Source organism: Candidatus Pelagibacter communis, from assembly GCF_001180205.1.
GTDB lineage: Bacteria > Pseudomonadota > Alphaproteobacteria > Pelagibacterales > Pelagibacteraceae > Pelagibacter > Pelagibacter ubique_O.
The window spans coordinates 18,946-31,991 of record NZ_CVSU01000021.1 but is presented as its reverse complement, the minus strand read 5'-3'; the positions used below and the strand labels follow the sequence as shown (position 1 = coordinate 31,991).

At 30.9% G+C, this 13,046-nt stretch carries 11 protein-coding genes; 8 read left to right on the top strand and 3 right to left on the bottom strand.

The window, feature by feature from the left end:
* Window positions 1-16: 16 nt before the first annotated feature.
* From AMO08_RS00905 to AMO08_RS00895, 3 genes are read left to right on the top strand one after another with little or no spacing between them, the layout of a single operon-like run.
* A complete protein-coding gene (locus AMO08_RS00905; RefSeq protein WP_075484336.1) occupies window positions 17-1,282 on the top strand; it encodes an ABC transporter permease in 1,266 nt (421 codons plus the stop codon).
* A gap of 2 nt (window positions 1,283-1,284) precedes the next feature.
* Window positions 1,285-2,139, top strand: coding sequence for an ABC transporter permease (locus AMO08_RS00900; RefSeq protein WP_075484335.1), 855 nt, complete (start codon window positions 1,285-1,287; stop codon window positions 2,137-2,139).
* Between the two features lie 36 nt (window positions 2,140-2,175).
* The gene (locus tag AMO08_RS00895) at window positions 2,176-4,398 is read left to right on the top strand and encodes a 3-hydroxyacyl-CoA dehydrogenase/enoyl-CoA hydratase family protein (RefSeq protein WP_075484334.1); all 2,223 of its coding nucleotides are present in this window, start codon (window positions 2,176-2,178) and stop codon (window positions 4,396-4,398) included.
* On the opposite strand, the gene AMO08_RS00890 is transcribed toward AMO08_RS00895, so the two are convergent.
* On the bottom strand, window positions 4,391-5,041 hold the full coding sequence (locus AMO08_RS00890) for a peptidylprolyl isomerase (RefSeq protein ID WP_075484333.1): 651 nt from the start codon (window positions 5,039-5,041) through the stop codon (window positions 4,391-4,393). The two genes, AMO08_RS00895 and AMO08_RS00890, sit on opposite strands and share 8 nt — an antisense overlap.
* Window positions 5,038-5,766 (bottom strand): putative zinc-binding metallopeptidase, encoded by a 729-nt coding sequence (locus AMO08_RS00885; protein ID WP_075484332.1) that lies wholly within the window; start codon window positions 5,764-5,766, stop codon window positions 5,038-5,040. The genes AMO08_RS00890 and AMO08_RS00885 overlap by 4 nt, the downstream gene beginning before the upstream one ends.
* A 53-nt stretch (window positions 5,767-5,819) precedes the next feature.
* Between AMO08_RS00885 and speB the strand changes: the two genes are divergently transcribed.
* A complete protein-coding gene (gene speB / locus AMO08_RS00880; protein WP_075484331.1) occupies window positions 5,820-6,779 on the top strand; it encodes an agmatinase in 960 nt (319 codons plus the stop codon).
* Window positions 6,780-6,799: 20 nt separating this feature from the next.
* Window positions 6,800-8,233 carry an aldehyde dehydrogenase family protein gene (locus AMO08_RS00875; RefSeq protein ID WP_075484330.1) on the top strand — a complete coding sequence of 478 codons (1,434 nt, stop codon included), beginning with the start codon at window positions 6,800-6,802 and terminating at the stop codon, window positions 8,231-8,233.
* Here AMO08_RS00875 and argE read toward each other — a convergent pair.
* Window positions 8,230-9,408: an acetylornithine deacetylase gene (argE, locus tag AMO08_RS00870; RefSeq protein WP_075484329.1), complete on the bottom strand. Its 1,179-nt coding sequence runs from the start codon at window positions 9,406-9,408 to the stop codon at window positions 8,230-8,232. The genes AMO08_RS00875 and argE overlap by 4 nt on opposite strands.
* 27 nt (window positions 9,409-9,435) lie before the next feature.
* Between argE and AMO08_RS00865 the strand changes: the two genes are divergently transcribed.
* The 3 genes from AMO08_RS00865 to acnA are packed head-to-tail and all read left to right on the top strand — an operon-like array spanning window position 9,436 to window position 13,044.
* The gene (locus AMO08_RS00865; protein WP_075484365.1) at window positions 9,436-9,777 is read left to right on the top strand and encodes a tRNA-binding protein; all 342 of its coding nucleotides are present in this window, start codon (window positions 9,436-9,438) and stop codon (window positions 9,775-9,777) included.
* Window positions 9,778-9,779: 2 nt separating this feature from the next.
* Window positions 9,780-10,373 carry a LysE family translocator gene (locus AMO08_RS00860; protein ID WP_075484328.1) on the top strand — a complete coding sequence of 198 codons (594 nt, stop codon included), beginning with the start codon at window positions 9,780-9,782 and terminating at the stop codon, window positions 10,371-10,373.
* Between the two features lies 1 nt (window position 10,374).
* Complete coding sequence (acnA, locus tag AMO08_RS00855; protein WP_075484327.1) at window positions 10,375-13,044, top strand: aconitate hydratase AcnA; 2,670 nt, start codon at window positions 10,375-10,377, stop codon at window positions 13,042-13,044.
* Window positions 13,045-13,046 lie beyond the last annotated feature (2 nt).

Here is a 13,046-nt window from a genome sequence, read left to right as displayed (position 1 = left end):
ACCGCCCTATTTTTTTATGAGCTCTGAAACAAAACAAATATTAACAACTGACGGAATACCTTTAGAGGTTAGTTTAAAAAAAGCAGAAAAGAAGAATAAAATAAAAGCATTTCTTCTTGTAGCTCCATTACTATTATTTCTTGTTATCACTTATATATTTCCAATTGGCGACATGTTTATGAGGAGTGTTGATGACAGAATGGTTACCAATATGCTTCCAAAAACTTTCAAAGCAATGGAAAAATGGGAAAACCTTGAGGAATTACCACCCGAAGAAGTATATAGAGGATTTTATGAAGATTATAAAGTACTTGTTGAGAAGCAAGAGCATGGAAAATTAGGACAAAGGTTAAATAAAGAAAAAAATGGTTTTAATACAATTACTAAAAGACTTTTTAGACAAATAAAAAGAAATAAAATTGATGAAAGTATTAGTATAAAAGAACAAATTAACAAAATTCATAAGAGATGGAGAAATGTAGAGTTTTGGTTAGCAATTAAAAGAACTGCCCCTCCTTATACAATGGCAAAATATTTGAAGGGTATGGATATGTATGTTGCTTCAGATGGCAGTATAGCTCAAGTAGACGAAGACAGAAGAATTCACAGAATTTTATGGCTAAGAACATTAGAAATTGCATTTTTTGTTACACTTTTTAGCTTTTTTATGGGCTATCCAATAGCTCATTTGCTTGCAACACTTCCGATGAAGTACAGCAATTTATTGATGATTTGTGTATTGCTCCCATTCTGGACATCTTTGCTGGTCAGAACTGCAAGTTGGATGATTTTGTTGCAACAGCAAGGAGTGGTAAATGATTTTTTTGTAATGATTGGTTTAGTTGGAGACGATAACCGGCCAGAGATGATGTACAATAAAGTTGGAACTTACGTTGCTATGACACAAATATTATTACCTTTTATGGTTCTACCTTTATATAGTGTCATGAAAACAATATCACCAAGTTTAATGAGAGCAGGAAAATCATTAGGTGGAACACCTTTCGTCGCTTTTTGGAAAGTTTACTTTCCTTTAACAATTCCAGGAATAGGAGCTGGATGTTTATTAGTTTTCATTTTAGCGATAGGATACTACATAACCCCTGCTTTAGTTGGTGGAGCATCAGGAACTTTAATAAGTAATCAAATTGCATTTCATATGAAGACAACTCTTGATTGGAGTTTTGCATCAGCGATGGGATTAATGCTTTTGACAGGAGTTTTGGTTATTTATTGGATTTATAATAAATTGGTTGGAGTTGATAACATTAAATTAGGATAATTATGGCATTACCAAGTTACACAGAAACTAGATATAGAATTTGGCATTATATTTATCTTACGATTTGTACCTTTGTTTTTTTCTTTTTGATTGCACCTTTATTTGTAATTTTTCCTTTGTCATTTAATGCAGAAGAATTTTTAGTTTTTTCTGAAGGAATGAAAAATCTTGATCCAGATGCGTTCTCTTTGAGATGGTATAAAGATATGATTTATGGAACTAAAAATCCATGGGGACTAGCGGCAAAAAATAGCTTCATAATTGCAATCTTTGCAACAATTGGATCAATTATTTTAGGTACATTAGCTGCACTAGGACTCAGCAGTAGACATATGCCTTATAAAGGATTGATAATGGCGACCTTAATATCTCCAATGATTGTTCCATTAATTATATCAGGTGTTGCAATTTTCTTTTTCATGGCAAAAGCTGGTTTAGCAGCAACCCACACAGGAATAGTTTTGGCACATATTATATTAGGAACACCTTTTGTTGTTATTACTGTAACAGCTACACTTTCAGGTTTTGATCATAGCGTAACAAGAGCTGCCGCAAGTTTGGGTAGTAACCCAGTTAACACATTTATGAAGATAACACTCCCTTTAATATTACCAGGAGTAATTTCTGGGGGATTATTTGCTTTTGTAACATCCTTTGATGAAGTTGTTGTGGTATTATTCCTAGCAGGATTAGAAAATACAACTATCCCAATACAGATGTGGACTGGTTTGAGAGAACAACTAAGCCCCACAATTCTTGCAGTTGCAACTTGTTTAATTCTTTTATCTACCTTGATATTAATTAGTGCAGAGTTATTAAGAAGAAGATCTGAAAGATTAAGAGGAATAAATAGATAATTTACCCAAATAAATTATTCATATATAGAGTTCTTTATGGAAATTAGAAAAGTTGTAGTCATTGGATCTGGTACAATGGGAAGTGGTATAGCAGCACATTTATGTAATGCTGGTGTTCCAGTTACTCTTTTAGATTTATCTACTGAAATCAGCGAAAAAGCTAGAGATAGAATACATAAATCTAGACCTCCTTTGCTAATAGATAAGAGCAAAATTAACAATATTAATGTTGGAAATATTGAAGAAAATTTTGACGTAGTAAAAGATGCAGATTGGGTGGTAGAGGCAGTAGTAGAAAGAATTGATATTAAACATAATATTTATGAGAAGATATTTAAGAACAGAAAAAAAGGTGCAATAGTTTCATCAAATACATCATCAATTCCAATTAAAGTTCTATCAGAAAAACTAAATGACGAAGAAAAAAAAGATTTTTGTATCACTCACTTTTTTAATCCCGTCAGATACATGGGATTGTTAGAAATTGTTAAAAACGAAAATAATGACTTAAAAAAAATTAATTCTTTAAAGAAATTTTGTGAAGTTGAGCTTGGTAAAGGAGCAATAATTTGCAACGATACGCCAGGTTTTCTAGGTAATAGGATTGGTGTTTACGCTATGCAGGTTGCTATGACGGAAGCATTCAAAATGAAACTTTCAATAGAAGAAGCAGATGCAGTTTTTGGTAGACCGATGGGTATACCTAAAACAGGAGTATTTGGATTGTATGATCTAATTGGAATTGATTTGATGGCTGATGTATTAAAAAGTTTTATAAAGGAACTTTCAGATAAAGATGAATTTAAAATTGTTGCAAAAGAAATTCCATTAGTAAAAAAATTAATTGAGACAGGCTACACCGGCCGTAAAGGAAAAGGTGGCTTTTATAGAATGAATAAAAGTGGAGATCAAAAAATTTTAGAAGCAATTAATTTAGAAACAGGAGAGTATTCAGCAACAAAAAAAATAGATTTAGGAATTGAGACAGTTGACATAAATAATTTAATTAATCGAAAAGATAAGTTTGGTGAGTATGCTTGGATTGTAATATCAAAAATAATTAAATATGCTTCTTCACTTGTTCCAGGAATTACTGATAAGTTCAATGATATCGATGAAGCTATGAGACTTGGTTTTAATTGGGCAATGGGTCCTTTTGAAATGTTGAAATCTATAGGGGTAAAGAATTTCTTTGAAAGAATAGATGACTTTGAAAATAATATATTTTTAGAAAATTTATCAAAAACAAAAGATGAAAACTTTTATGGAGAAAGACAAATTTATACAGACATTCAAACTTTAGGAAAAATAAGGCCATCAGCAATTAAAGTAGATAAAAATAATTCAGCTGAAATTCATCGATTTAAAGATTTTAATATTGTTGAGTTTACGACAAAAGCCTGTGCATTAGATTATGACTCGATGGATGCACTTAAAAATGCAACCGACAAACCTTTAATAGTAATTAATGAAAGCATGCAATTTTCAGCAGGTGTGAATTTAAGTTATACTATGAATTTTGCTGATAAAGGTGATTTTAAATCAATTGAAAAATTTATAAAATATTTTCAAGATACTTGCAAAACTTTAAAATACTCTAAGTACCCAGTTGTATCAGCACCTTCTGGACTTACACTTGGAGGAGGCTTTGAGGTTTTAGTTCAAAGTAATTTTGTTGCCTCACATACAAATTTAGTTATTGGATTGGTTGAAACTATTGTTGGGTTAGTTCCTGCAGGCGGAGGATGTAAAGAAATGTTGTGGAGATGGTCACAAACAGAGGAAGCAAAATCAGATCCAGATTATGCCCCACTAAAAGTTTTTGATATTATTGGTTATGCTAAAACAGCCACATCTCCAATCGAGGCTGAGCCATTAAAGTATTTAAGACCAGAAGACAAAAAAATAATGAACAGAAACAGTCTTTTTGAGGAATCAAAAAATTTAATTGATCAAAATAATGATTTTGTTCCTCCAGAAGAGTGCAAATTCAAACTTTCTGGAAAGCCGTTGAAAGATAAAATGGTTAAGGTTTTAGAGAAATTATACAACGAAAAGGTAATTTTAGATCATGGTATGCATGTTGGAATTGAACTTGCAAATGTTTTAAGTGGTGGAGACACTACTATTGAAAAAGAATTGTCAGAGGATGATCTGTATAAATTAGAACTAGACTCTTTTATGAGATTGATAGAAACAAAACAAACTCAAGAAAGAATTAAACACACATTGTCGACTGGAAAACCTTTGGTTAATTAGAATTAAACATTCTAAAGGTTTTAATATAATCAGGTCTTAAAACATAAATTGCCTTATTACCTGTTTTAATTTTAGTTAATATATCTAAACCATAAACTACTTTACCAATTGGAGTATATTCACCTTGATAAATTGGAATTTCCTTTAATGTAATAAAGAATTCACTATCTTCTGTATCAAATTCTGTTGCTCTAGCAAAACCAACACTACCCTCCGTAAATTTAAAATTATTGCTGAGTTCTGATTTTAACAATCCTAATCCAGACTTTCCGCTACCAATTTTGGAATAATCTAAATTATTTATATTTCCATACTCAATATCTCCAGCTTGTACAAAAGTATTTTCTGAAACTTTATAAAACGCAGAACCATCATACATTTTTTGTTCAATTAAAATTTTAAATCTTTCTACCGCTTTAGGAGAGATATCTGGATAAAGTTCAATTATTACATTACCACACTCAACATTCATTACTGCAATATTATTTGGTTCGTTAAAATTAAGTTTACTTAAATTATTTTTTTCAACAAACAGACATTTATTTTTTAATAAAAAAAAAGATGTAAAAGCAAAAATAGAAAGACCAATTAAAAATATAAATAAAATTTTTTCTGATTTTGAGGGTTTAATAGTTTTAATCATAAAATATTTTTATCTATTTTAGCTAAGTTTGATTTTATAAAATTCACTTTATTATTAAGAATTTTGTCACTATTAATTTTATCTTCAATTGTTTCTTTATCAGTCATTAAAAATGAAAAAATTTCTGCCATATCTTCAGATGGAATAGATTTAGAATACTCTGTTAAAAAACCATCAGTTTTTTTATATAGATCTAAATTTAACCTATCAGAACAAGTTGAACATTCAGCGTAATTAAATGATTTTAGATTAAAAGAAGAAAATTTACCCTCATCAAAATATTCAATGTGAGTATTTTGAATCATGTGAAAAATTTCATGGTGTATCATTCTTTCAAAATACTTTTTATTAAAATTAATATCTAAAATTAAGGTTCTGTTCTTACTATCTGGTATTCCTCCAGTATTAATTTCAGAGATGAATAAATTTTCACAAAATACAATATATTTTAATTTTATCTTATTAAGAAAATTAGAATTATATCGATTAAGATTTTTTTTAATTAATGGAAATTTTACATTTAAATTATTTATATTAACTTTGTCGCAAGCAATGTTCTTGTTTACACCAATCTTAAAATTACCTTTAGCACTTAAATAACGAATATTATTATCGTTTTTTAATTGATAAATTTCTAAATTTGGAATTTTTAATAGATTATAAATTTCATCAGCATTTACATGCGAAATATGAAAAATAAGAATAAATAAAAATAAAATTTTCATTAAATTATTATAGACGAATTAGTTGAGATAATATTATCTTAGATTATTAAAAAATGAAAAAAGAAAGAAACAAAAATCCAATTCAACCAGTTAGTGGAACTAAAGTTCCAAGATTTGCTGGCCCAAGTACTTTTGCAAGACTACCTGAACTAAGAGATGTGGAAAGTTGTGATGTTGCAATTGTTGGAATTCCGTTTGATGCTGGCACAAGTTATCGACCTGGAGCAAGATTTGGTCCACAAAGCATCAGACAAGCTTCTAGACATTTGAGAACTAATTATCATCCTAATTATGATGTTGAGCCTTTTAAAATCCAACAAGTTGCTGATGCTGGTGATATCGCTTGCAACCCATTTAGTATTGATGAAGCAATTAAACAAATAGAAGTAGGCGCAACAGATTTATTAAATAAGGTTGGAGGAATTATAAGTTTAGGTGGAGACCATACTATTGCTGTTCCATTGTTAAGAGCAATCAATAAAAAAAATAAGGGCCCTGTATCTTTAGTTCATTTTGATGCCCACTTAGATACTTGGGACACATATTTTGGTGCACCTTATACTCACGGAACTCCATTCAGAAGAGCTAGAGAAGAAGGATTATTTTTAGATGATGCTTCTATGCATGTTGGAATTCGAGGCCCACTTTATAGTAGAGATGATATTAAAAATGATGAAAGTTTTGGATTTAAAATAATTCATTGTGATGAGTTTCAAACAGAAGGAACCGATAAAATAGCAGAAAGAATAAGAAAAAGAGTGGGAGATAATCCTTTATACTTATCAATTGATATTGATGTTTTAGACCCTGCATTTGCTCCAGGCACTGGGACACCAGAAATTGCGGGAATGACAACTAGAGAAATGGTAAATGTTTTAAGAGGATTATCGGGACTAAACTTAGTTTCAGCTGACGTTGTTGAGGTTTCTCCAGCATATGACCATGCAGAAGTAACCTCTCTTGCAGCTGCTACAATTGTTTACGAATTAACAAATTTATTTGCAAAAACATAAAGAAAGGATAACGTCAAAACATGTTAGATAAAAAAAATTTTTATATTAATGGAGCATGGGTTAAGCCAAAAAGCTCTGAGGAAATTAAAGTAATCGATCCAGCTACAGAAGAAAATTGTGCTGTAATTACTTTGGGAAACAAAGCTGATGTTGATATTGCTGTTAATGCAGCTAAAGATGCTTATGAGTCCTGGGCCTTTTCTTCTAAAGAAGAAAGAATTGAATTATTAGAAAAACTTTATGAAAATTATAAGAAAAGATGGGCAGATATTGCAGAAGCTATAACTCTTGAAATGGGTGCTCCAAAAGATTTTGCAACAAAATTACAAGCAGGCACAGGAGCAAGTCATATTAAATCATTTATTAGATATTTAAAAAATTTTGAATTTGAAAAACCATTAGGAGAGCATGCTCCTAATCAAAGATTAATTTATGAACCAAAAGGTGTTTGTGCATTAATAACACCATGGAATTGGCCGATGAACCAAGTTTGTTTAAAAGTAATGCCAGCAATAGCTGCAGGTTGTACAATGGTTTTAAAGCCTTCAGAATTAGCACCACTCTCTTCAATGATACTTGCTGAAATTATTGATGATGTAAAATTTCCAAAAGGTGTGTTCAATTTAGTTAATGGTGATGGAGCAACAACAGGTGATGCTCTTACAAGCCATCCAGATATTAATATGATTTCTTTCACAGGTTCAACAAGAGCAGGAGCTTTGATTTCTCAAAATGCTGCTAAAGATTTTAAAAGAGTAAGCTTAGAGCTAGGTGGTAAAGGAGCAAATATTATTTTTAAAGATGCCGATCCAGAAGCTATTGAAAGAGGTGCTTTAAGATGTTTTAGAAATTCTGGACAATCTTGTAATGCTCCAACAAGAATGTTGGTTGAAAAATCAATGTATGATGAGGCTATCGAGAGATTAAAAAAATATACTGAAAACTTTGAGGTGGGTGATCCTAAAAAAGAAGGAGAACACATAGGTCCAGTTATTTCAGAAACTCAATACAATAAAATTCAAACTTTAATCCAAAAAGGTATTGATGAAGGAGCAAAATTAGTTGCTGGAGGAACAGGTAAACCTGATGGATTAGACAAAGGTTACTTTGTTAAACCAACTGTTTTTGCTGACGTAAATAACGATATGGATGTTGCAAGAACTGAAATTTTTGGACCTGTTTTATCTGTTATCCCATTTGAAACAGAGGAGGAAGCAATTAAAATTGCAAATGATACTGCTTATGGATTGACAAATTATATTCAAACCCAAGACTCTGTAAAAGTACAAAGAGTTGCAAGAAAATTAAGATCTGGAATGGTTGATGTTAATGGAGCTGGTATTGCAGTTGATGCACCATTTGGTGGTTTTAAACATTCTGGAATAGGTCGTGAAGCAGGTGAACACGGTTTAGAAGAGTTTTTAGAAGTAAAAGCAGTGGGTGGTTGGAGTTAATTTACTGATTTATCTTTCACACCTTCTAAAAACTTAAGGCACTTTTTCATTTCATTTAATTCTATGAACTCGTCAATTTTGTGAGCTTGTTCTATGGATCCAGGTCCACAAACAACTGTACTGATTCCTAATTCTTGAAATAAACCAGCCTCTGTTCCAAAAGAAACCACTTCCCTTGAATTATCACCAGTTATATTTGATACAAATTCACATGCCTCAGACTCATCTAATCTATTAAATCCAACAACTTCACCTATCACTTCTTTTTTAATATAAGAATCTGGAAATACTTTTTTCATCTCTGGTAGAAGTACTTCATTTGCATATTTATCAATTTCATTTGTTACAAATTTTCCATCTTCTCTTACAACTGGTCTTGTTTCCCATTCAACACTACATTTATCTGCAATGACATTATGAGCAATACCACCTTTAATTCCACCAATTGATAAAGTTGAATGTGGAGGATCAAAAATACTATCTTTTTGAACTCTTTTTTTTAATTCTTCTCTAATTTCTAAAAGTTTTCCAACATATCTAGTAGCATATTCAGCTGCATTTACTCCTAAATGTGGTTTAGAACTATGTCCCGCAAGTCCTCCAAAGTGAACTGTGTATTCATTCATACCTTTGTGGGCGTCAATAATTTTCATTTTAGTTGGTTCACCAATTATACAAATTCCATTTTTGATTTCTCTTTTTTTTAATTCCTCTATTAATAAAGGAGCTCCAATACATGCAGTCTCTTCATCAAATGTGTAACAGAAATGTAAGTCTCTATCTAAATTACTTTCTTTGAATATAGGCGCATAAGCAAGTGTACATGCGATAAAACCTTTCATATCACATGAGCCTCTTCCATATAATTTATCATTTTTAATAGTTGCAACGAATGGATCGCTATTCCAACCTTTAGATACAGGAACCACATCAGTGTGCCCAGATAATATAATTGGTTTTTTTGTGCTTTGATTTTTTGCTTTTAGAGTTCCAAAAAGATTTACTCTTTTTTTATCATCATCATAAACTTTGAAAGTATCTATTCCGATGTTATTTAAAATTTTTTCACAATAATCAATTAAATTACTGTTATCCTGACCTGAGATAGTTTTAAATGCGATTAAGTCAGTTAAAATCTTGATTGATTTTTCATATAAATTGTTATCTATACTCATAAACTTAAAACACTATATTATATTATGATTAAAGAGCAAATTACCTATAATGATTTTGATAAAGTAGATATTAGAATTGGTACTGTAATTTCTGTAAAAAAAAATGAAAAGGCGAGAAAGCCATCTTTGGTGGTAGAAGTTGATTTTGGAAACGAAATTGGCATTAAACAATCTTCCGCTCAAATTACTCATTATTATAATGAGGAGAATTTAAAAGGAAAACAAGTTATTGCTGTTTGTAATTTTCCTGAAAAAAATATTGCCGGAATTGTTTCTCAAGTGTTGGTTTTAGGAGCAATTGATGCCGATGGCAAAGTTACACTTGTTCATCCTTCTCAAAAAGCAGAAAACGGATTACCGATTGCTTAATAATGCATCCTGAAATTCTTTCTATAACTTTATTTGGAATTGTTGCAGCATTTACTCCTGGACCAAATAATTTCGTTGCTTTCTATTCTGGTTTCAATTTTGGTATTCTTAGAACACTGCCACATATAATTGGTGTAACTTTAGGATTTCCTTTTTTGTTATTATGTTTAGCTCTAGGTCTGATAAATATTTTTAAGCTTTATCCTTTAATTCAAGAGGTATTGAAATACTTAGGAACTCTATTTTTAATTTATTTAGCATATAAAATTTCTTTTTCAGGACCTTCTGATCAGGAAAATAAAAACAAAAATCCAATTAAGTTTCATGAAACTTTTATTTTTCAATTTTTAAATCCTAAAGGCGTTATTGCATCAATTATTCTTGTTTCAACTTATATTAATCCAGGAGAAACCTTTGTAAGTTATACGACTCAAATTATCGTTATGGCTTTAATTGTTTCAGTGACTAGTATAACTCTGTGGACTTTTTTAGGTAAATTTTTCAGGAAATTTGCGACAAATCAGAAATTTATTAATTACTTTAATTATGCTATGTCACTGCTTCTTTTAACAAGCATAATAACTTTTTATTTATAATATGACCCCAGGAAACAAAAATTCTTATAAATCACTAAAAAAAATCACAGTTAATGACAAGGAGTATAATTATTACTCATTAAATGAAGCAGAAAAAAATGGACTTGAAGGAATAAATAAACTTCCAAAATCACTAAAAGTTTTACTAGAAAATTTATTAAGATACGAAGACGACTTAAGTGTAACGAAATCTCAAATAGAAGCGATTAAAAACTGGCTAAAGATAAAAAAATCTAAAACTGAAATTGCATATAGACCAGCAAGAGTTTTGCTTCAAGATTATACAGGAATACCTGCGGTTGCAGATTTAGCTGCAATGAGAGAAGCAGTTAAAGAAAAAAATAAAGATCCAAATTCAATCAATCCACTGTCTGCAGTTGATCTTGTAATTGATCACTCTGTGCAAGTCGACCAATCTGCAAAAGCAGATTCTTTTGAAAAAAATGTCGATATAGAATTTGAAAGAAATGGTGAGAGATATTCTTTTTTAAAATGGGGACAGCAGGCATTTGATAATTTTAGAATAGTTCCACCAGGAACAGGAATTTGTCACCAAGTAAATCTGGAATATTTGTCAAAAGTTGTTTGGTCAGAAGAATTTAAAGGTGATAAATATCTTTTTCCAGATACTTTAGTTGGAACGGACAGTCATACAACAATGGTAAATGGTTTATCTGTTTTAGGATGGGGTGTTGGAGGAATTGAAGCTGAAGCAGGAATGTTAGGTCAACCAATTTCTATGTTAATACCAGAAGTCATCGGTTTTGAAATAAAAAACAAAATGCCAGAAGGAACTACTGCAACTGATTTAGTATTAACTGTTGTTAAAATGTTAAGAGATAAAGGAGTGGTTGGTAAGTTTGTTGAGTTTTATGGAGAAGGTTTAAAAAATTTAACTCTTGCGGATAGAGCAACAATTGCAAACATGGCACCAGAATATGGTGCTACTTGTGGTTTTTTTCCTATCGATGAGGAAACATTAAAGTATTTAAAATTTTCTGGAAGAGATCAACAAACTGTTGATATTGTTGAAAATTATGCAAAGGAACAAGGTTTATGGGCGAGTAACGAAATAGAATTTACTGACATTATATCTTTAGATATGTCCACAGTCGTACCAACTATTTCAGGACCTAAAAGACCTCAAGACAAAGTTCTTTTAACAGATGCACCTAGTTCGTTTCAAAAAGTATTGCAGGAAGCTACAAATAAAAATGAAAATTCAATTTCCAAAGTATCAAATACAGATTACGAAATTAAAGATGGCTCAATATTAATTGCTGCAATAACTTCTTGTACAAACACTTCTAATCCAAATGTTCTAATTGGGGCTGGACTATTAGCTAAAAAAGCTATTGAAAAAGGTTTGCAAGTTAAACCCTGGGTAAAAACTTCTTTAGCGCCTGGATCTCAAGTAGTTACAGACTATTTAGCAAAAGCTGGATTAAACACTTATTTAGATCAGCTTGGCTTTAATTTAGTTGGGTATGGCTGTACTACTTGCATTGGAAATTCAGGACCACTCCCAGAAAATATTGTAGAAGCGATTCAAAAAGAAAATATTTATGCTGTTTCAGTTTTATCTGGAAATAGAAATTTTGAGGGAAGAATTTCTCCACATATAAAAGCTAACTATTTGGCTTCACCCCCACTTGTTGTTGCATATGCAATAGCTGGGCATATGGAAGTTGATTTGTATAAAGATTCATTAGGAAAAGATAAAGATGGAAAAGATGTATTTTTAAAAGATATTTGGCCTTCAAATAAAGAGATAGAAGAAACTTTAAAAGCTTCGCTTAATGCTGAGATGTTTATACAAAGATACTCAAATGTTTCTGAGGGCCCAACTCAATGGCAAAAAATTAAAACTGATAAAAGCAGTATCTATAATTGGGATGAGGGATCAACATATGTAAAAAAACCTCCATTTTTTGACTCGTTGCCAGATAAACCAGAAGGATTTAAAGAAATTAAGGATGCAAGACCATTATTAATTTTAGGTGATATGGTTACCACTGACCATATATCGCCAGCCGGCAGTATTCAAAAAGATAGTCCAACTGGCGAATATTTTATGGAACACCAAATTTTACCTAAAGATTATAACTCATATGGTTCAAGAAGAGGTAACCATGAAGTTATGATGCGAGGAACTTTTGCAAATATAAGAATTAGAAATGAAATGGCTCCTGGTACAGAGGGTGGTTTTACAAAGTTATATCCAGAAGAAAAAGTTCTTCCTGTCTATGATGCAGTTGTTGAATATAAAAAAAGAGGAACAGATTTAGTTGTAATTGGTGGAAAAGAGTATGGAACCGGATCATCTAGAGATTGGGCAGCTAAAGGAACAAAACTACTTGGAATAAAAGCAGTAATTGCAGAGAGTTTTGAAAGAATTCACCGATCTAATTTAATTGGAATGGGTATATTGCCATTACAATTTATCGACGATGTAAATAGAAAAAATCTAAAATTAATTGGTTCTGAATTAATTAGTATTCTAAATATAGAAAAGGGCGTTAATCCCTCAGATGAAGTGACAGTTGAAATTAAATATGCTTCAGGCGAAATAAAGAAAATTAAAACTTTATGCAGAATTGATACAAAAAATGAATTAGAGTATTATAAAAATGGAGGTATTCTGCAGTACGTTTTAAGGAATATGATTTAGTT